Genomic DNA, 18,722 nt, shown 5'->3' with positions numbered 1-18,722 from the left:
GTTAGAGCGACTTGCCGACGAGGCCGACCAGGTCGACGAGGCGGTTCGAGTAGCCCCATTCGTTGTCGTACCAGGAGACGACCTTGGCCTGGTTGTCGATGACCTTGGTCAGGCCCGAGTCGTACAGCGAGCTGTGCGGATCGGTGACGATGTCGCTGGAGACGATCGGGGCGTCGTAGTACTTCAGGATGCCCTTCAGCGGACCGTCGGCGGCGGCCTTCATCGCGGCGTTGATCTCGTCGACGGTCGCGGACTTGCTCAGTTCGGCGGTGAGGTCGGTGACCGAGCCCGTGGGGATCGGCACCCGCAGCGCATAGCCGTCGAGCTTGCCCTTGAGCTCCGGGAGCACGAGGCCGATGGCCTTGGCCGCGCCCGTGGAGGTCGGCACGATGTTGATCGCGGCGGCGCGGGCACGACGCAGATCCTTGTGCGGCCCGTCCTGCAGGTTCTGGTCCTGGGTGTAGGCGTGGATCGTCGTCATGAGGCCCTTGACGATGCCGAACTCGTCGTTGAGGACCTTGGCCAGCGGCCCGAGGCAGTTCGTGGTGCACGACGCGTTGGAGATGATGTTCTGGCTGCCGTCGTACTTGTCGTCGTTGACGCCCAGCACGATGGTGATGTCCTCGTCGCTGGCCGGCGCGGAGATGATGACCTTCTTGGCGCCGGCGTCGAGGTGACCCTGGGCCTTGTCACGCTTGGTGAAGATGCCGGTCGACTCGACGACGACGTCGACGCCCAGATCGCCCCACGGCAGCGCCGACGGGCCTTCCTTGACCTCGAGGGCCTTGATCTTGGTGTCGCCGACGACGATGGTGTCCTCACCTTCGAGGCTGACGTCGTAGGGCAGGCGGCCCAGGATCGAGTCGAACTTCAGCAGGTGGGCGAGGGTGGCGTTGTCGGTGAGGTCGTTGACCGCGATGATCTCGATGTCGGTGTTCTTGCCCTCTGCCTTCTGCGCGTCCAGTGCGCGGAAGAAGTTGCGCCCGATACGGCCGAAGCCGTTCACGCCTACCCGGATCGTCACGTGTGTCTCCTCTGGCTCGATCATGAATCGTCGGCAATGCTCGGCAACCAGCCTAGTGGTAGCGCCAGGAGCAGCGTGCGGTCGCCCCCACCGAGGTCAGAGCATCCCCGAGCTCTGGTCGACGTACGGGTTGCCGAGCCATCGGCGGCGGATCTGCTGCAGCGTGCCGTCCTGTTCGAGTTCGGCCTGCGCGACCTGCAACCGCGCGAGAAGTTGCTGATCGGACGGGTTCACCGCGATCGCGATGTCCTCCACCGACAGGGCGCGCTGCACCACCTCGACACCGGGGACGGCCTTGACGAGCTCGGCGAGGGCGGGCGCAAGCTTCATCACCGCGTCGCAGCCGCCGGTCACCAGGTCGGCGATCGCGGTGCTGATCGCGCCGTGGTCGTAGACGCGGACACGCTCGGCTTTGCCCTCGGCGACCAGCCGCGCGGCGACGGGTTCGCTGGAGTTGCCCCGCTGGACGCCGATGGTCAGACCGGCGAGATCGTCGACGGACCGCACGTGCGGCAGCCGTGAGGTGTCGACGGCGAGGCCCTGCCCGGTGATCACGTACGGCGGAAGGAACGCCGCGCGGTGCCGGCGTTCCGGGGTGACGGTGATGCCGGCGATCACGCAGTCGTAGTCGCCGGCGGCGAGGCGGTCGAAGATGCCGTCGAAGTCGGCGCCGTCGTAGGGCACGAAGTCGACGTTCTCGGCGACCGCACCGGCGAGCGCGGTCATCACCTCGATGTCGAGCCCACTCTGACCCGGCATCGCGTTGAACGGCGGATCCGGGTAGGCGACGCCGATCCGCAAAACACTCATGGGGCCACGGTAAAGGTTTACTGTGCCGCCCGTGGAAGACGTACCGAACGCCGCGCCGCCTCCATCGCCGGCTCACGCCGCACCGATGGCGTTCCTGGCAAGGCTCGGGGCGGCCATGATCGCCGCGGGCTATCCGATCGGCATGGTCCGGCGGACGCTGGCAGCGGCGGCCGGGCGCTACGGCGTCTCCCGCGAGATGCTGGTGCTGCCGAACTACATTCAGCTCGGAGGCGGCGACCACGTCGAGGGCACCACGATCCGGGTCGAGAGCACCGAGCGCGACCTGCGCTTCGACCAGACCTTCCCGCTCGCCACCCTGGTGGAACTGGCCGAGCAGGGACGCGTCACCGCGGAGGACGGCCTCGCCGAGCTCGACCGCATCGATGCGCAGCGGCCGCGTTTCGCGGCGTGGGCGTTCGTCCTGGGTTACACGCTGCAGAGCGCGGCCTTCGCCCTGATCCTGCAGCCGAACCCGGTCGCGCTGATGGCGGCCACCCTGTTCGGATTCGGGGTCGGCGTGCTCGGTGTGTTCGCCCGGCGCAGCGACCCGCTGATGCAGCTGCTGCCCGTGGTCGCAGCGTTCCTGGTGGCCCTGAGCGCGTTCCTCCTGGGACGGTGGCTGCATCTCGGTGAAGGCAGCCTGCGGGCCCTCGCGCCGGCCCTGGTGATGTTCCTGCCGGGAACGGCGATCACCCTCGCGGTCATCGAGCTCAGCACCAGGGATGTGATCGCGGGGTCGGCGCGTTTGATCGCCGGCGCGATCCGCTTGGCGCAGTTGGCATTCGGCATCCTCATCGCCGCCCAGGTGGTCGGGCTCTCCACCGACGAACTCAGTGTCGCAGCGGTGGACCGGTTCGGTCCGTGGGCGCCGTGGCTCGGGTGCGCGGTGTACGCGGTGGGCCTGTTCCTGTACCACGGCCCGCCGACCCGGTTCATGGGGTGGATGCTGCTGATCCTGTTCGTCTCCTACACCGGCCAGGTGGTGGCGAACGGGACGTTGGGCAGTTATGCGAGTGGCTTCGGCGGCGGCCTGGCGCTGACCCTGTGTGCACTGTTCGTCGCGCGGCGGCCCGGCACGCCGTCGGCGGCGACGCTGCTGCTCCCGGGCTTCTGGCTGCTGGTGCCGGGGTCGCTGGGCTTCATCGGGGTCACGGAGCTGATCGGCGACGACAGTTCGGGGGCGGTCGCCGTGACGTTGATCTCGATGATCTCCATCGCGCTCGGCATCCAGGCCGGCCTGCTGCTGTGGGACATGTACCGCCATCTGCAGACCAGGTTCGCGCGGTGACGGCAATCCGCCCCGGTCACCAGCCCTGCACCCCGCCCTCCCCGACAAGCTGACCCGGCTGGCGGTCATGTTCAGGGTCGTGCGGATCACCGGCGTTCTCGAAGACGACATCACGCGGGCCATCACGTTGCTCACCGAGTTGCGGCTGGTCGCGCCCAGCGAGATCGCCGACAGCGCCCAGCGCGTCATCTAGGCCGCGTCCGCCCAGGTGATCAGGCACGTCGAAGACCACGTTTCGCGTGCTCGACCGCACAGCGCTCGACACGCTGCTCGCTACGCGTCCTCGAGCAGGTCGGGCGTGACCGCCGACTCGGTGTCGGGGATGCCGTCCTGTTTGGCCTTCCGGTCGGCCATGGACAACAGACGCCGAATACGTCCTGCGACAGCATCTTTGGTCATCGGAGGGTCGGCGAGACGACCCAGTTCTTCCAGCGAGGCCTGGCGGTGGGCCACGCGCAGACTGCCCGCGGCGGCGAGGTGGTCGGGCACCGTGTCGCCCAGGATCTCCAGGGCGCGTTCCACCCGGGCGGCCGCGGCGACCGCGGCGCGGGCCGACCGTCGCAGGTTCGCGTCGTCGAAGTTCGCGAGGCGGTTCGCCGTGGCGCGCACCTCGCGGCGCATCCGCCGTTCCTCCCACGTGAGCCGGGTGTCCTGCGCACCCATCCGGGTCAACAGGGCCCCGATCGCCTCACCGTCGCGGACCACGACACGGTCGCTGCCACGCACCTCGCGGGCCTTGGCGCTGACACCGAGGCGACGGGCTGCGCCCACCAGCGCCAGCGCCGCCTCCGGGCCCGGGCAGCTCACCTCCAGAGCCGAGGAGCGGCCGGGCTCGGTCAGCGACCCGTGCGCCAAAAACGCTCCACGCCAAGCGGCTTCGGAATCGGCGACGCTGCCGCCGACCACCTGGGCCGGCAGGCCACGCACCGGGCGCCCGCGCAGGTCCAGCAGGCCGGTCTGGCGGGCCAGCGCTTCGCCGTCCTTGGCCACGCGCACCACATAGCGGGTGCTCTTGCGGATGCCGCTGGCCGAGAGCACGTGCACCACCGCGTTGTAGCCGTACAGGTCGTAAATGTCCTTGCGCAGCCGGCGCGCGATGATCCCCAGGTCGACCTCGGCCTCGACGACCACCCGTCCGGACACGATGTGCAGACCGCCGGCGAAGCGCAGCAGCGAGGCCACCTCGGCACGACGAGCACTCACCGAGTTGACCACCAACCGGCTGAGTTCATCCTTGACCTCGGCTGTCATCGCCACGGGTCGTCACCTCTCGGTCCGTTCACTGTCGACGTCGGCGGCACTGCCGTGTTGGGCGGCACTGCCGTAGTGGGCGGCACTGCCGTGTTGGGCGGCACTGCCGTCCTGGGCGGCACCGTCGGGGCGGGCGGCACCGTCGGGGTCGGCACGGTCGAGCCCGCTACGGGCCGACCCGCTCCGCCGGGCGCCATGCCCCGCCTGCGGACCCCCTCCAGCGCCGCGGCCAGCCTCGCCGGGTCATGTAAAGGTGTACCAGGTCTGGAGACGTCGGCGAACTCGACGTGGGCGTCGAGGATCGTCGCGGTGCGGCGCAGTTGGTCGCGTTCCCGATCGCTGGGCACCCGGGCCGAGTCGACGATGATGTCGTGCACGGTGAAGCCCGGCGCGTGTTGCGCCAGCACGTGGATGTGCCGTTCCACCGAGAAGCCCGCAGTCTCTCCGGGCTCGGCGACCAGGTTCAGCACCAGCGCACGCCGCGCGGTGGTGGCCTGCAGCGCCGCGGCCAGCTGGGGCACCAGGACGTGCGGGATGACGCTGGTGAACCACGAACCCGGCCCGAGCACGACCACGTCGGCGTTCATGATCGCGTCGATGGCCTGGTGCGTCGCGGGCGGATCCCCGGGCAGCAGACGCACCCTGCGCACCTTGCCCACCGTCGTGGCGATCGCCACCTGTCCCCGGATCGACCGGCTGACCCGCGGATCGGACTCCAGCCCGACGACATCGGCTTCGATGCCGAGCCCGACGGGGCACATCGGTAGCACGCGTCCCTTGACGCCGAGGATCCTGCCCAACTCGTCGAGCGCGGCGACCGGGTCGGCGAGCACCTCGTTGAGTCCGGCCAGGAGCAGGTTGCCGATCGGGTGGCCGGCCAGCGCGCCGCTGCCGCCGAAGCGGTGCTGGATGATGGTGGCCCACAACCGACCGTGCGGGCTGTCGGAAGCCAACGCCGCCAACGCCATTCGCAGATCGCCGGGCGGGACGACGTCGAGTTCGCTGCGGAGCCGTCCCGAGGAGCCCCCGTCGTCGGCGACGGTGACGATCGCGGTGACGTGCGGTGTCAGCCGGCGTGCCGCCGACAGCGTGGCATAGAGGCCGTGCCCGCCGCCCAGCGCAACGATGCGTGGACTCATTCGCGGCCCAGATCCCGGTGCAGGACCCGCACCGTGAGGGCCGCGCCACTCTGCAGGCGCTCGGCCAGGGCTTCGGCCATCGCCACGCTGCGATGCTTACCGCCCGTGCAGCCGATCGCGACGGTCATGTAGCGCTTCCCCTCCCGGCGGTACCCGTCGATGACGACGGTCAACAGCTGATGGTAGGAGTCGAGGAACTCCACCGCGCCGGGTTGGCCGAGCACGTAGTCACGAACTTCGACATTCTGGCCCGTGTGGGGACGCAGGCTGTCGACCCAGTGGGGATTGGGGAGGAAGCGGACGTCCATCACGGTGTCGGCGTCCATCGGCAGGCCGTACTTGTAGCCGAAGGATTCGACGGTGACATTGGTGTGGGCGACGGTCTCCGCGGCGAAGGCCCGCTCGACCGCGTCGCGCAGCCCGTGCACGGACAGCGACGACGTGTCGATCACCAGGTCCGCAGACGCACGCACCGGGGCCAGCATCGTGCGTTCGGCGGCGATGCCCTCGGCGAGCGTCTGATTGCCCTGCAGCGGGTGACTGCGCCGGTTCTGCTCGTAGCGGCGCACCAGGATGTCGTCCGAAGCTTCGAGGAACACCACCCTGGGCACGATGTTGCGGGTGGCCAGCTCATTACGGACCCAGTCGAGGTCGCCGGTGAAGCCGCGTGAGCGGACGTCCATCACCGCAGCGAGCTGGGTGATGCGCGAACCGGCCGCCAGCCCGAGGTCGACCATGCGGGCGAGCAGTTCCGGCGGGAGGTTGTCGGCGACGTACCAGCCCAGGTCCTCGAGCACCTTGGCCGCGGTGCCCCGTCCGGCCCCGGACAGGCCCGTGACGAGTACCACGTCTATCTCGTTGGCTTCCCCGCTCTCGGCGGCGCCGCTGCCCCCACGCAGTTCCTCGTGCATGCCCTGCTCTGTCATCCCGATATCCTGCTCTGATCATTGCCGATAACGGCTTCGGGCGCTCCCGAATCAGGCCCTGAGACAGGCCCCGAGTCAGGCCCTGAGTCGGGCGCCGAAACGGGCACCGAAAGAGGAACTGGAACAGGCACCGGAACGGGCCCTGAAACGGGCACTGTCTCGACGCCGAGGGCCTCCAGGACGGCTCTCGCGGTCGCGGCCCCGATCCCGGGGACCGCGGTGATCTCCTCCACGCTGGCCTGCTTCAACCGCGCCAGCGACCCGAAATGGGTGACCAGGGCCTTGCGCCGGTGTTCGCCGAGCCCACGCACCGAGTCCAGCGCCGACGCGGTCATCCGCTTGGAGCGCTTGCTGCGGTGGTAGGAGATCGCGAACCGGTGCGCCTCGTCGCGGACGCGCTGCAGCAGGTACAGCCCGTCGCTGTTGCGCGGGAAGATGATCGGATCCGGTTCGGCGGGCACCCACACCTCTTCGAGCCGTTTGGCCAGCCCGATGACCGCGACGTCGGTGATCCCCATGTCGTCGAGCACCGCCTGGGCCGCGTTGACCTGAGGGGCGCCGCCGTCGACGACGAACAGGTTGGGCGGGTAGGCGAACCGTCCGGGCCGCCGGTCCTCGTGGGCCGGTTCCGCGGCCTCCTCGGCGTCGCGCAGGTGGCGGTAGAACCGGCGCCGGGTCACCTCGGCGATCGAGGCCACGTCGTCGGACCGGCCGTCGCCCGCGGCCTCCCTGATCGCGTAATGCCGGTAGTCGGATTTGCGGGGCAACCCGTCCTCGAACACCACCAGCGATGCGACGACGTCGGTGCCCTGTACGTGGCTGATGTCCACGCATTCGATCCGCAGCGGGGCGTCCTGGAGACCGAGGGCGTCCTGGATGCTCTGCAGCGCAGCGCTTCTCGCCGTGAAGTCACCGGCGCGCTTGAGCTTGTGCTGGTTGAGCGCCTGCTCGGCGTTGCGCTTGACGGTCTCGGCCAGCGCCCGCTTGTCGCCGCGCTGGGGCACCCGCAGGGCCACCCGCGAGCCTCGCAGCTGGCACAGCCATGTCTCGAGTTCCTCGGCGGTCTCGGGCAGAACCGGGACAAGGACCTGCCGGGGCACGGGGTTGGTGGCCTCGTCTCCCCCGCCGTCGCTGGCACCCCCGAGTTCGGCCTGGTCGCCGTAGAACTGGGTCAGGAACTGTTCGACCAGATACTCCAGCGTGGATTCGCCTGGCTCACCGGACTTCTCGATGATCCAGCCGCGCTGACCGCGCACCCGGCCACCGCGGACGTGGAACACCTGGACCGCGGCCTCCAGCTCGTCATCGGCGAAGGCGACCACGTCGGCGTCGGTGCCGTCGCCGAACACCACGGTCTGCTTCTCCATCGCGCGGCGCATCGCTCCGATGTTGTCGCGCAGTCGGGCGGCCCGCTCGAAGTCGAGCTCCTCGGATGCGGCGGACATCTGGTGTTCCATCTCGCGGATCAATCGGTCGGTCTTGCCCGCGAGGAAGTCACAGAAATCCAGCACGATCCGGCGGTGTTCCTCGGCGTCGACGCGGCCCACGCACGGCGCCGAGCACTTGTCGATGTAGCCGAGCAGGCACGGCCGGTCAATCTGGCTGTGCCGCTTAAATACTCCGTTCGAACACGTGCGGGCCGGGAACACCCTGGTCAGCAGGTCCAGGGTTTCGCGGATCGCCCAGGCGTGGGAGTAGGGACCGAAGTAGCGGACGCCCTTGCGACGCGGACCGCGGTAGACCTTGAGGCGCGGATACTCCTCGTTGAGGGTCACCGCCAGCACCGGGTAGGACTTGTCGTCGCGGTACCGGATGTTGAAGCGCGGATCGAACTCCTTGATCCAGGTGTATTCGAGCTGCAGCGCCTCGACCTCGGTGGTGACGACCGTCCATTCCACGCTCCCGGCGGTGGTCACCATCTGCCGCGTCCTGGGGGCCAGCCCCGACAGGTCGGCGAAATACGAGTTGAGCCTGCTGCGCAGACTCTTGGCCTTTCCGACGTAGATCACCCGGCCGTGCGGGTCGCGGAATCGGTAGACGCCCGGTTCGACGGGGATGGACCCGGGAGCGGGTCGGTACGTCGCTGGATCGGGCACGGTCCCAGGTTACTGCCGAGCCCTGACGGGGTAGAGCCACTACCGTGGCAGTGACGCGGGCCACCCGCCGAATGATCGCCCCGCTGCTGGGGCTCGCGCTGGTCGCTGCCGGATGCTCCGGCGAACAGGACACTCCCGCGGCGCCGCCGGGCCCGTGCGACATCGTCGCCAACGGCACGCCGCAGTCGCGACCGGGCGGCGAGGGCGACGCGTCGGCACCTGAGACCGCGACCGGTTACCGCAGCGACATGACCCCGGTCCGGACCAGGACGTACGCGGTGGCCACCGCCAATCCGCTGGCCACCCGGGCCGCGTGCGAGGTGCTGCGCGACGGCGGGACCGCCGCGGACGCCCTCGTCACCGCGCAGGCGGTCCTGGGTCTGGTCGAGCCGCAGTCGAGCGGCATCGGCGGGGGCGGGTTCCTGCTGTACTACGACGCCGCCACGAAGTCGGTGCAGGCCTTCGACGGCAGGGAGGTCGCGCCCGCCGCGGCGACCGAGAACTATCTGCGGTGGGTGTCGGACACCGACCGGACCGAACCGGTCCCGGATGCCCGCGCTTCGGGGCGCTCCATCGGGGTGCCCGGGATCGTGCGGATGCTGACCGACGTGCACGCCCAGCACGGCCGCACACCGTGGCGTGATCTGTTCGCACCGGCCATCGCACTCGCCGACGACGGTTTCGACGTCAGTCCGCGGCTCGCCGCGGCGATCTCGGCTGCGGCCCCGAAGCTGCGCACGGACGCCGACGCCGCCGCGTACTTCCTCAACCCCGACGGCAGCCCCAAGAACACCGAGACCACGCTCACGAATCCGGGCTACGCAAAGACGTTGAGCACCATCGCTTCCGATCCCGAGGCGTTCTACACCGGCGACATCGCCCGCGACATCGTGGCGGCCGCGGCAGATACCTCGGGGGGACGCACCCCGAGCCTGATGACGGTCGAGGATCTCGCCGGCTACACGGCCAAGGTCCGCGAACCGTTGTGCACCGCCTACCGCGGCAGGGAGATCTGCGGAATGCCGCCCCCGTCCTCCGGCGGCATCGCGGTCGCCGCGACCCTGGGCATGCTCGAACGCTTCCCGATGGGCGAGCACGCGCCCACCGACGTCGACCGCAACGGCGGACGCCCCGCAGTGATGGGCGTGCACCTGATCTCCGAGGCGGAGAGGCTGGCCTACGCCGACCGGGACCGCTACGTCGCCGACACCGACTTCGTGCCCCTGCCCGGCGGCACCCCCGAAACCCTGTTGGGCAGCGACTATCTGGCCGGACGCTCAGCCCTCATCTCCTCCGACCGCACGATGGGCAAGGCCGAGCCGGGCAAGTTCGGACCGCCCGCGGCGCCGGTGCCTCCGACTCCGGAACACGGCACCAGCCACATCAGCATCGTCGACGAACAGGGCAACGCGGCCTCGCTGACGACGACGGTGGAGTCGGCGTTCGGTTCGTTCCACATGGTCGACGGGTTCCTGCTGAACAACCAACTGACGGATTTCTCGGCCGAGCCCGCGGGGCCCGACGGCGTGCCGGTGGCCAACCGGGTGCAGCCGGGGAAGCGACCGCGCAGCACGATGGCGCCGACGCTGATCTTCACGTCGGCAGAACCCGGCGCACCCCGGGAGCTCTACGCGGTGGCCGGCTCGCCCGGCGGCTCGACGATCATCCAGTTCGTCGTCAAGTCGGTGGTGGGCATGCTCGATTGGGGCCTCGACCCGCAGCAGGCGGTCTCGATGGTCGATTTCGGGGCGGACAATTCACCGGAAACCAATGTGGGCGGTGAGCATCCGGTCATCGACACCAGCGACGACGGCGCTCACGACCCGCTGGTCCAGGGATTACGCGCGCTCGGACACAAAGTGGACCTCGCCGACCAGTCCAGCGGTCTGTCGGTGATCGTGCGCGAGCAGTCCGGCTGGGACGGGGGCGCCGACCCCCGCCGCGAGGGTGCCGTCACCGGTGACGTGAACTGATCCCCGTCACGGGCGTGGCGTGTTGATCTCCGACTGCGGGGTCCGGTAGCGCTGCAGCAACGCCCGCGCCTGGTCCATCGCCTCGACGGCGCGACCCTTGTCGACGGCCTGGATCGCCATCACGGCGACGTACTCGTCGTCGGGCAGATCGAGACGCGCCCAGCGGGCGCCCTCGTGGAACGACAGGTCGACGACGTCCTGCCAGGCGAAGAGGCGGTAGCCGAACAGGTTTCGCACGGCGACGCCCTCGGGCCCGAGCCGCAGCCGCGGTCGCGCGAACAACGAGACGAAGGCGGCGATCACCACGCCGACCGAGGCGATGGCGACCTGGTCGTAGGTGCGGAACACGACGCCCGTCGAGCCGATCTTGAGCAGCGCCCCGACGACGACATGGGCGGCCACGATCAGGAACGCGGCGCCCCAGGCGAAGTACGGAGTCAGGTGCGGCTTCACCACGAGGTCCCAGCGGTCCCCGCCCGGCCCGCTCATGACCCGGATTTCAGCTGCCGCAGCGTCAGTGCCGTCGACAGCGCCGCCGCGGCGGCCTGAGCGCCCTTGTCCTCGGTCGACTCCGGCAGGCCTGCGCGGTCCAGCGCCTGTTCTTCGTTGTTGGTCGTCAGCACACCGTTGGCCACGGGTGTCGACGCGTCGAGCGACACCCGCGTCAACCCCTGGGTCACGGCGTCACAGACATAGTCGAAATGCGGTGTCTGACCGCGGATCACCACGCCCAGCGCGACCACGGCGTCGTGGGTCTGCGCGAGGGCCTGGGCCACGACGGGGATCTCGATGGCGCCGAGGACCCGCACCACCGTCGGGTCGGAGATGCCCGCCTGCTCGGCGACCTTGCGTGCGCCGTCGAGCAGCGCATCGCAGATCGTCTCGTGCCACGTGCTGGCCACGATGCCGAGCCGCAGGTCCTTCGCGTCGAGTGTGGGCAGATCGGGGACACCGGCCGCAGGGCTCATACGGCGCCGCCGAATTCGCCCGGGACCGCCTCGTCGAAGTCCTCCAGGCCGACCAGATCGTGACCCATGCGGTCGCGCTTGGTCATCAGGTAGCGGATGTTCTCGGCGTTGGCACGCACCGGGAGCGGCACCCGCTCGATGATGTGCAGGCCGTACCCGTCCAGACCCACCCGCTTGGCCGGGTTGTTGGTCAGCAGGCGCATGGACCGCACGCCGAGGTCGACGAGGATCTGCGCGCCGATGCCGTAGTCGCGGGCATCCGCAGGGAGGCCCAGCTTGAGGTTGGCGTCGACGGTGTCGTCGCCGGCGTCCTGCAGCTGGTAGGCCTGCAGCTTGTGCATCAGCCCGATGCCGCGGCCCTCGTGGCCCCGCATGTAGAGCACCACGCCGCGGCCCTCGCGGGCGACCATCGCCAGCGCCGCATCCAGCTGCGGGCCGCAATCGCAGCGGCGCGATCCGAACACGTCGCCGGTGAGGCACTCCGAGTGCACCCGCACCAGGACGTCGTGGCCGTCGCTGTGCGGGCCGGAGATGTCACCCCGGACCAGGGCGACGTGCTCGACGTCCTCGTAGATGCTGGTGTAGCCGACGGCACGGAACTCGCCGTGGCGGGTGGGGATGCGCGCCTCGGCCACGCGGGCGATGTGCTTCTCGTGCTTGCGGCGCCACTCGATCAGGTCGGCGATCGAGATCAGCGCCAGATCGTGCTCGTCGGCGAAGATGCGCAGCTCGTCGGTCTGCGCCATCGCTCCTTCGTCCTTCTGGCTGACGATCTCGCAGATCGCGCCGGCGGGTTGCAGCCCCGCCAGGCGGGCCAGGTCGACGGCCGCCTCGGTGTGTCCCGGCCGGCGCAGGACGCCACCGTCCTTGGCGCGCAGCGGGACGACGTGGCCGGGCTTGGTGAAATCGTCGGCGACGGCCTCGGGGTCGGCCAGCAGCCGCATGGTCGTGGCCCGGTCCATCGCCGAGATACCGGTTCCCACGCCCTTTTTCGCGTCCACGGTGACGGTGTAGGCGGTGCCGTGCTTGTCCTGGTTGACCGCATACATCGGCAGCAGGCCGAGTCGGTCGCAGATGTCGCCGTCCAGCGGAACACACAGGTAGCCGGAGGTGTAGCGGACCATGAACGCCACCAGCTCGGGGGTGGCCTTCTCGGCGGCGAAGATCAGGTCGCCTTCGTTCTCGCGATCCTCGTCGTCGATGACGACCACGGCCTTGCCCGCGGCGATGTCAGCGACCGCGCGCTCGACCGAATCCAGCCTCGTCATCCTCACCCACCACCTTGCCGGTTCCGGCGCCGGAACCACGTTCGATACCCATCAGTATGAACCACGGGACGACGCCGGTTATTGCGCGCCGGTCAGGACGCGTCCTGGTCCGTCGGCGCATTCTGCTGGGTCAGCAACCGCTCGACGTACTTGGCGATGACGTCGACCTCGAGGTTGACGTGCGCACCCACCTCGGCGTGACCGAGGGTGGTCAGCCCCAGCGTCGTCGGGATCAGCGACACCTCGAACCAGTCGGGTCCGAGCCCGGACACGGTCAGCGACACCCCGTCGACCGTGATCGACCCCTTGTGGACGACATACCGGGTCAGGGCGGCCGGCAGCGCGATCCGGACCACCGTCCAGTGCTCGGACGGGGTCCGGGAGACGACGTGCCCGGTGCCGTCCACGTGGCCCTGGACGATGTGGCCGCCGAGGCGGCTGTTGAGGGCCGCGGCGCGCTCCAGGTTCACGCGAGCGCCGACGTCCACGCCGCGCAGGCTGGAGCGGTTGAGCGTCTCGTCCATGACGTCGGCGGTGAACGACCCGTCGGCGAGCACGTCGACGACGGTCAGGCACACGCCGTTCACGGCGATCGAGTCGCCGTGCCCGGCATCCGAGGTCACGACCGGGCCGCGGATCATCAGGCGGGCCGAGTCGCCGAGGTTCTCCTTGCCGACCACTTCGCCCAGCTCTTCGACGATTCCGGTGAACACGCAGACCAGCCTAGACTTCGCGGCCAGCGGGTATGCCGCGCCCATGACGGTCATCGGTTTCCACTGCTCCCACGAACAGATTCCGCCGGCGCAGCTGCTGCGTGATGTTCAACACGCCGAACGCGCGGGTTTCACCGCCGGCATGTCCTCGGACCATTTCAGTCCGTGGAGTGAACGCCAGAACGAGTCGGGCTTCGCATGGTCGTTCCTCGGCGCCGCCCTGGCGACGACCAATTTGCCCTTCGGTGTGGTCAACGCTCCCGGTCAGCGGTACCACCCGGCGATCATCGCGCAGGCGATCGCCACGCTGGCCCAGATGTTCCCCGGGCGGTTCTGGGCGGCCCTCGGATCGGGTGAGGCCTCCAACGAGCGGATCACCGGCGACGCCTGGCCCCGCAAGGAGGTCAGGGATCAGCGCCTCGTCGAATGCGTCGACGTGATCCGCCGGCTGCTGCGGGGTGAGGAGGTGAGCCACGAGGGGCTGATCGAGGTCAACCGCGCGCGGCTGTGGACGCTGCCGGACCGCGTCCCCGACCTCGTCGGCCCCGCGGTCACACCGGCCACCGCAGCACGCCATGCCGCGTGGGCCGACGCGCTGATCACCGTCAACCAACCCGCCGACCGACTGCAGGAGGTGCTCGACGCCTACCGCGGCGCGGGCGGTCGCGGGCCTGCGCGACTGCAGATCCACCTGAGCTGGGCGCCGACCGAGGAGGAAGCCTCCGCCATCGCCCACGACCAGTGGCGCAACAACGTGTTCGTTCCCCCGGTGTCGTGGGATATCGAGACCGTGGAGGCGTTCGACACCATCGGCGAGAACGTCACCGTCGAGCAGGTCCACCAGTCGGTGCGCGTCTCCAGCGATCTGGCCCAGCACGCCGCATGGCTCAACGACTACGTCGAGCAGGGCTGGGACGAGCTCTATCTGCACTTCGTCGGACAGCAGCAGACGGCGTTCATCGATGCCTTCGGCGAGCACGTGCTGCCCCAGCTCTCGCCGACGGCGCCGGGGGTTCCGGCGTGAGGAAGATCGAGACGGGCGACCTGTGGTGGAAGAACGCCGTCGTCTACTGCGCCGACATCGAGACCTTCTACGACTGGAACGGCGACGGCACCGGCGACATCCGCGGCATGACCGAGCGCATCGAGTACCTCGCCGACCTGGGCATCACGTGCCTGTGGTTGATGCCGCTGTATCCCACCGCCCGCAAGGACGACGGCTACGACATCACCGACTTCTTCGGCGTGGATCCGCGATTGGGCACGCTCGGGGACTTCGTCGAGCTGATCCGGACCGCACGCGCGAGCGGCATCCGGGTCATCGTCGACTTCGTGATGAACCACACCTCCGATGCCCACCCGTGGTTCAAGTCCGCACGCCGCAGCACCGACGACGCGTACCGCGACTACTACGTCTGGACCGACAGCGAGCCGCCCGACACCTCCGCAGACGTCGTCTTCCCCGATCAGGAAGACAGCCTGTGGGAGCGCGACCCCAAGACCGGCGAGTGGTACCTGCACCACTTCTACAAACACCAACCCGACCTGAACATCGCCAATCCGAAAGTGCAGGAGGAGATTTCGCGCACGCTGGGGTTCTGGCTGCAGCTCGGTGTCTCCGGCTTCCGCGTCGATGCGGTGCCGTTCCTGTTCGCGCGCGACGGCGCTCCGGGCGACCCCGGTGTCTTCGACCCCTACGAATACCTCTGCGACGTCCGCAGCTTCATCACCCGCAGGCTCGGTGATGCGGTGCTGCTCGGCGAGGTCAACGTCGAATACGAGGATCAGAAGACCTTTTTCGGAGGCCCGGACGGCGATGGTCTGAACATGCAGTTCGACTTCATCGGCATGCAGCACCTGTATCTGTCCCTGGCTCGCGCCGACGCGTCGACGCTCGCCCAGGCGCTGCGAGACCGGCCGGCCCTCGACGTCACCAGTCAATGGGCCAACTTCGTCCGCAACCACGACGAGCTCACCCTCGACAAGCTGAGCGATTCCGAACGTCAGGAGGTGTTCGACGCGTTCGGGCCCGATCCCGACATGCAGCTCTACGGGCGAGGTCTGCGCCGGCGGCTGCCTGCCATGCTCGGCGGTGACGAGCGCCGCATGCGGATGGTCTATTCGCTGGCGTTCTCGCTGCCCGGCACACCTGTGCTGTTCTACGGCGAGGAGATCGGCATGGCCGAGAACCTGGACATCCCCGGCCGTTTGGCGGTCCGCTCCCCGATGCAGTGGACCTCCGGTGACAACGCAGGCTTCTCGACGGCGTCCGCGCGGCGGCTGCCCCGGCCGCTGCCCGACGGGCTCTACAGCCCGGAACGGGTCAACGTCGCCGATCAACGCCACGACCATCGGTCCTTCTGGTGGTTCATCCGCGACCTCGTCTACACCTACCGGCAGCAGCCGGAGATCGGCTGGTCCACCGTGGAGGTCCTCGATCAGCCGAACCCCGCCGTGCTGGCCCATGTGTGCCGCGAACCGTCCGGCTGGGCGATGGTGGGCCTGCACAACTTCAGCGCCGACGGCTGCCTGGTGCCGCTGACGCTGACCGACGTCCCGCCGGGTTCGGTGCTCGTGGACCTCCTCGACGGCCGCGCCGAATTTCCCCTCGATGACGGCGGCGGTGCGGAGATGCGGTTGGACGCGTACGGCTACCGGTGGCTGCGGGTGCTCCGGCCCGACGATCCGCCCATCATCTGAACACCCGTCAGAAACCCCAAAGGCGCAGCTCGGACACCACTTCGGCGGCGGGGGGCGCGCCCCGGAGCGCACGTTCGTCCCTGCGCACCCTCTACGATGCAGGCATGCAGACCCGCCTGTTGGCGATCTTCGCCGCCCTTTTTGCCGTCGTCGCCCTTGTCGCAGGATGTTCCGGCTCGTCTTCTGAGGACTCCGGGACGGATCTGCCGGACGCCACGACCCTGCTGAAGGAGTCGAGCGAGACGACCAAGGCGCAGACCAGCGCCCACCTGAAACTGTCCGTGCAGGGCCAGATCGCCGAACTGCCCGTCGAATCCCTCGAAGGGGACCTGACGCAGGCCCCCGCCGTCGCGGCCAAGGGCACCGCCAACATCGTCTTCCTCGGCCAGCGGCTCAACGACGTCGAGTTCGTGGTCTCCGACGGGGACCTCTACGCGGCCATCACCGCGGGCGGTGCGCTGTCGAACTTCGGACCTGCGTCGGACATCTACGACGTCGCGGCCATCCTGAACCCCGACGTCGGCCTGGCCAACGTGCTCGCGAACTTCTCGAATCCGACCTCCGACGGACGCGAGACCGTCGAGGGCACCCAGACCGTGCGGATCACCGGTGAGGTCAGCGCGGACGCGGTCAACAAGATCGCGCCCCAGATCGGCGCCACCGGACCGGTGCCCGGCACCGCATGGGTCACCGAAGAGGGTGACCACGAGCTGATGCAGGCGCGTTTGGAGCCCAGCCCCGGCAACAGCGTCACGATGACGCTGTCGAAGTGGGGCGAGCCGGTGACCGTCGACAAACCTGCGGCGTGATGCACCGGACCCCGGCCCCGGAGACCACCACGGCAGAAGCGCCACGCGGAGCCACCAACCGCTGGCTGGCCATCAGCGCGGGCAGCCTCGCGGTGATGCTGGGCGCACTCGACACCTACGTCGTCATCTCGGTGATCCGCGACATCATGTTCGACGTCGGCATCGCCATCAACGAGATCCAGCGCGTGACGCCGATCATCACCAGCTACCTGCTGGGTTACATCGCGGCGATGCCGCTGCTCGGCCGCGCCTCGGACCGGTTCGGCCGCAAGATGCTGATCCAGGTCAGCCTGGCCACCTTCGCCGCCGGGTCGGTGATCACCGCGTTGTCCACCGATCTCGTCCCGATGGTCATCGGTCGCGCCGTGCAGGGAGCCGCCAGTGGCGCTCTGCTCCCGGTCACGCTGGCCCTGGCAGCCGACCTGTGGGTCAGCCGCAACCGTGCGGCCGTTCTCGGCGGCGTCGGCGCCGCCCAGGAACTCGGCAGCGTGCTGGGCCCGCTCTACGGCGTCGCGCTGGTGGCGCTGTTCAGCCACTGGCAGGCGGTCTTCTGGGTCAACGTGCCGCTGGCGGCGCTGGCGATGGTGATGATCCACTTCAGCCTGCCCGGCCGCTCCAAGGACGACCCGACCGAGAAGGTCGACGTGGTGGGCGGCCTGCTGCTGGCCCTGGCCCTGGGGCTGGCCGTCGTCGGGCTCTACAACCAGACCCCGGACGGCAAGCAGGTGCTGCCGAGCTACGGGCTCCCGGTCCTGCTGGCCGCCGCGGTCGCCGCGGTCGCGTTCTTCGTGTGGGAGAAGTTCGCCTCGACCCGGCTCATCGAGCCGGCCGGGGTGCGGTTCCGGCCGTTCCTGGCGGGTCTGGGCGCCTCGCTGTGCGCCGGCGCCGCGCTGATGGTGACCCTGGTCAACATCGAACTGTTCGCCCAGGGCGTGCTCGGCAAAGAGCAGAGCGAAGCGGTCTTCATGCTTCTGTGGTTCCTCGGCGCCCTCCCGATCGGCGCGCTGGTCGGTGGTTGGCTGGCCACCAGGATCGGCGACCGCATCGTGGTCTTCGTGGGCCTGATCCTCGCCGCCTGGGGTTACTGGCTGGTCTCCCACTGGACGATCGGTGTGCTGACCGACCACCACGACCTGGGCATCGTGGAACTCCCGACGTTCGACACCGACCTGGCGATCGCCGGCCTGGGCCTCGGCCTGGTCATCGGTCCTCTGACCTCGGCGACGCTACGGGTGGTCCCGGCCGCCCAGCACGGCATCGCGTCGGCGTCGGTGGTGGTCGCCCGCATGATCGGCATGCTCATCGGCATCGCCGCGCTGTCAGCGTGGGGCCTGTACCGCTTCAACCAGCACCTCGCCGAGCTGCCCGCCAGCACCGGCGGCAACTCCCTGGCCGAGCGGCTGACCGCGGAGGCGGCCCGGGTGCGGGAGGCCTACGTGCTGCAGTACGGGGAGATCTTCACGATCACCGCGGTGGTCTGCGTGGTGGGTGCGCTGCTGGGCCTGCTGATCGCCGGCAAGCACCAGCATGCCGACGAGCCGGCGGGCGAGCCTCAGCAGCGCTCGAGCCCGCGGCCCATCAGCTGAGGTTCTTCGACGGTCTGCTCGGCCTCGCCGGAGGTCAGTTCCCGCCAGACGTCCCGGATCGCGCCGGTGACGGCGTCGACGGGGTTGATGCCGATCCAGTCCTGCAATGCAGTCATGGGCTTTTCCTTTGCTCGTGCTTTCATGCGCAACTCTTCGGTGAAAGCGCGAATT

General features: G+C 69.3%; 18 protein-coding genes. 7 read left to right on the top strand and 11 right to left on the bottom strand.

From position 1 onward, the window contains the following. Position 1 precedes the first annotated feature (1 nt). Entirely contained in the window at positions 2–1,024 is a 1,023-nt protein-coding gene (gap, locus tag FHR72_RS09725) for a type I glyceraldehyde-3-phosphate dehydrogenase (protein WP_183467710.1), read from the bottom strand. 96 nt (positions 1,025–1,120) lie between these two features. Then, positions 1,121–1,834: an ABC transporter substrate-binding protein gene (locus FHR72_RS09720; RefSeq protein ID WP_183467709.1), complete on the bottom strand. Its 714-nt coding sequence runs from the start codon at positions 1,832–1,834 to the stop codon at positions 1,121–1,123. A gap of 31 nt (positions 1,835–1,865) precedes the next feature. On the opposite strand from FHR72_RS09720, the gene FHR72_RS09715 reads away from it, so the two are divergent. Both FHR72_RS09715 and FHR72_RS26520 read left to right on the top strand, forming a co-directional pair. Next, entirely contained in the window at positions 1,866–3,122 is a 1,257-nt protein-coding gene (locus tag FHR72_RS09715; protein ID WP_311736107.1) for a threonine/serine exporter family protein, read from the top strand. Positions 3,123–3,189: 67 nt separating this feature from the next. Beyond that, complete coding sequence (locus FHR72_RS26520) at positions 3,190–3,315, top strand: hypothetical protein (protein ID WP_260155939.1); 126 nt, start codon at positions 3,190–3,192, stop codon at positions 3,313–3,315. An 80-nt stretch (positions 3,316–3,395) separates the two neighbouring features. Here FHR72_RS26520 and whiA read toward each other — a convergent pair whose 3' ends face one another. From whiA to uvrC, 4 genes are read right to left on the bottom strand one after another with little or no spacing between them, the layout of a single operon-like run. Then, positions 3,396–4,373, bottom strand: a complete 978-nt coding sequence (gene whiA, locus FHR72_RS09710; protein WP_183467879.1) for a DNA-binding protein WhiA — start codon at positions 4,371–4,373, stop codon at positions 3,396–3,398. Next, positions 4,370–5,512, bottom strand: a complete 1,143-nt coding sequence (locus FHR72_RS09705; RefSeq protein WP_396888418.1) for a gluconeogenesis factor YvcK family protein — start codon at positions 5,510–5,512, stop codon at positions 4,370–4,372. The genes whiA and FHR72_RS09705 overlap by 4 nt, the downstream gene beginning before the upstream one ends. Beyond that, positions 5,509–6,423 carry an RNase adapter RapZ gene (gene rapZ / locus FHR72_RS09700; protein ID WP_396888423.1) on the bottom strand — a complete coding sequence of 305 codons (915 nt, stop codon included), beginning with the start codon at positions 6,421–6,423 and terminating at the stop codon, positions 5,509–5,511. Before rapZ ends, FHR72_RS09705 begins: the two co-directional genes overlap by 4 nt. A gap of 11 nt (positions 6,424–6,434) precedes the next feature. Further along, a complete protein-coding gene (gene uvrC / locus FHR72_RS09695; RefSeq protein WP_183467707.1) occupies positions 6,435–8,534 on the bottom strand; it encodes an excinuclease ABC subunit UvrC in 2,100 nt (699 codons plus the stop codon). A 71-nt stretch (positions 8,535–8,605) separates the two neighbouring features. Between uvrC and FHR72_RS09690 the strand changes: the two genes are divergently transcribed. Continuing rightward, positions 8,606–10,507, top strand: a complete 1,902-nt coding sequence (locus FHR72_RS09690) for a gamma-glutamyltransferase family protein (protein ID WP_183467878.1) — start codon at positions 8,606–8,608, stop codon at positions 10,505–10,507. A 6-nt stretch (positions 10,508–10,513) separates the two neighbouring features. Here the strand turns inward: FHR72_RS09690 and FHR72_RS09685 are convergent, their stop codons facing one another. The 4 genes from FHR72_RS09685 to FHR72_RS09670 form a co-directional block, all read right to left on the bottom strand. Beyond that, a complete protein-coding gene (locus tag FHR72_RS09685; RefSeq protein WP_183467706.1) occupies positions 10,514–10,996 on the bottom strand; it encodes a PH domain-containing protein in 483 nt (160 codons plus the stop codon). Continuing rightward, positions 10,993–11,475 carry a 6,7-dimethyl-8-ribityllumazine synthase gene (ribH, locus tag FHR72_RS09680; protein WP_183467705.1) on the bottom strand — a complete coding sequence of 161 codons (483 nt, stop codon included), beginning with the start codon at positions 11,473–11,475 and terminating at the stop codon, positions 10,993–10,995. The genes FHR72_RS09685 and ribH overlap by 4 nt, the downstream gene beginning before the upstream one ends. After that, positions 11,472–12,743, bottom strand: a complete 1,272-nt coding sequence (locus tag FHR72_RS09675) for a bifunctional 3,4-dihydroxy-2-butanone-4-phosphate synthase/GTP cyclohydrolase II (protein WP_183467704.1) — start codon at positions 12,741–12,743, stop codon at positions 11,472–11,474. Before FHR72_RS09675 ends, ribH begins: the two co-directional genes overlap by 4 nt. 92 nt (positions 12,744–12,835) lie before the next feature. Then, positions 12,836–13,456 carry a riboflavin synthase gene (locus FHR72_RS09670; RefSeq protein WP_183467703.1) on the bottom strand — a complete coding sequence of 207 codons (621 nt, stop codon included), beginning with the start codon at positions 13,454–13,456 and terminating at the stop codon, positions 12,836–12,838. Between the two features lie 43 nt (positions 13,457–13,499). Between FHR72_RS09670 and FHR72_RS09665 the strand changes: the two genes are divergently transcribed. The 4 genes from FHR72_RS09665 to FHR72_RS09650 all read left to right on the top strand — a co-directional run bounded on the left by FHR72_RS09665 (position 13,500) and on the right by FHR72_RS09650 (position 18,551). Then, positions 13,500–14,480, top strand: coding sequence for a TIGR03885 family FMN-dependent LLM class oxidoreductase (locus FHR72_RS09665; protein WP_183467702.1), 981 nt, complete (start codon positions 13,500–13,502; stop codon positions 14,478–14,480). Then, the gene (locus tag FHR72_RS09660) at positions 14,477–16,156 is read left to right on the top strand and encodes an alpha-amylase family protein (RefSeq protein WP_183467701.1); all 1,680 of its coding nucleotides are present in this window, start codon (positions 14,477–14,479) and stop codon (positions 16,154–16,156) included. The genes FHR72_RS09665 and FHR72_RS09660 overlap by 4 nt, the downstream gene beginning before the upstream one ends. A 104-nt stretch (positions 16,157–16,260) precedes the next feature. Continuing rightward, entirely contained in the window at positions 16,261–16,965 is a 705-nt protein-coding gene (locus tag FHR72_RS09655) for an LppX_LprAFG lipoprotein (protein WP_183467700.1), read from the top strand. After that, entirely contained in the window at positions 16,965–18,551 is a 1,587-nt protein-coding gene (locus FHR72_RS09650) for an MFS transporter (protein WP_183467699.1), read from the top strand. The genes FHR72_RS09655 and FHR72_RS09650 overlap by 1 nt, the downstream gene beginning before the upstream one ends. Here FHR72_RS09650 and FHR72_RS09645 read toward each other — a convergent pair. Continuing rightward, positions 18,518–18,667, bottom strand: coding sequence for a hypothetical protein (locus tag FHR72_RS09645; protein ID WP_183467698.1), 150 nt, complete (start codon positions 18,665–18,667; stop codon positions 18,518–18,520). The genes FHR72_RS09650 and FHR72_RS09645 overlap by 34 nt on opposite strands. Between the last annotated feature and the right edge of the window lie 55 nt (positions 18,668–18,722).

Source organism: Mycolicibacterium iranicum (assembly GCF_014190915.1).
GTDB classification, from domain to species: domain Bacteria; phylum Actinomycetota; class Actinomycetes; order Mycobacteriales; family Mycobacteriaceae; genus Mycobacterium; species Mycobacterium iranicum_B.
The sequence above is the reverse complement of the archived record's forward strand: the minus strand, read 5'-3'. Positions and strand labels throughout refer to the sequence as shown.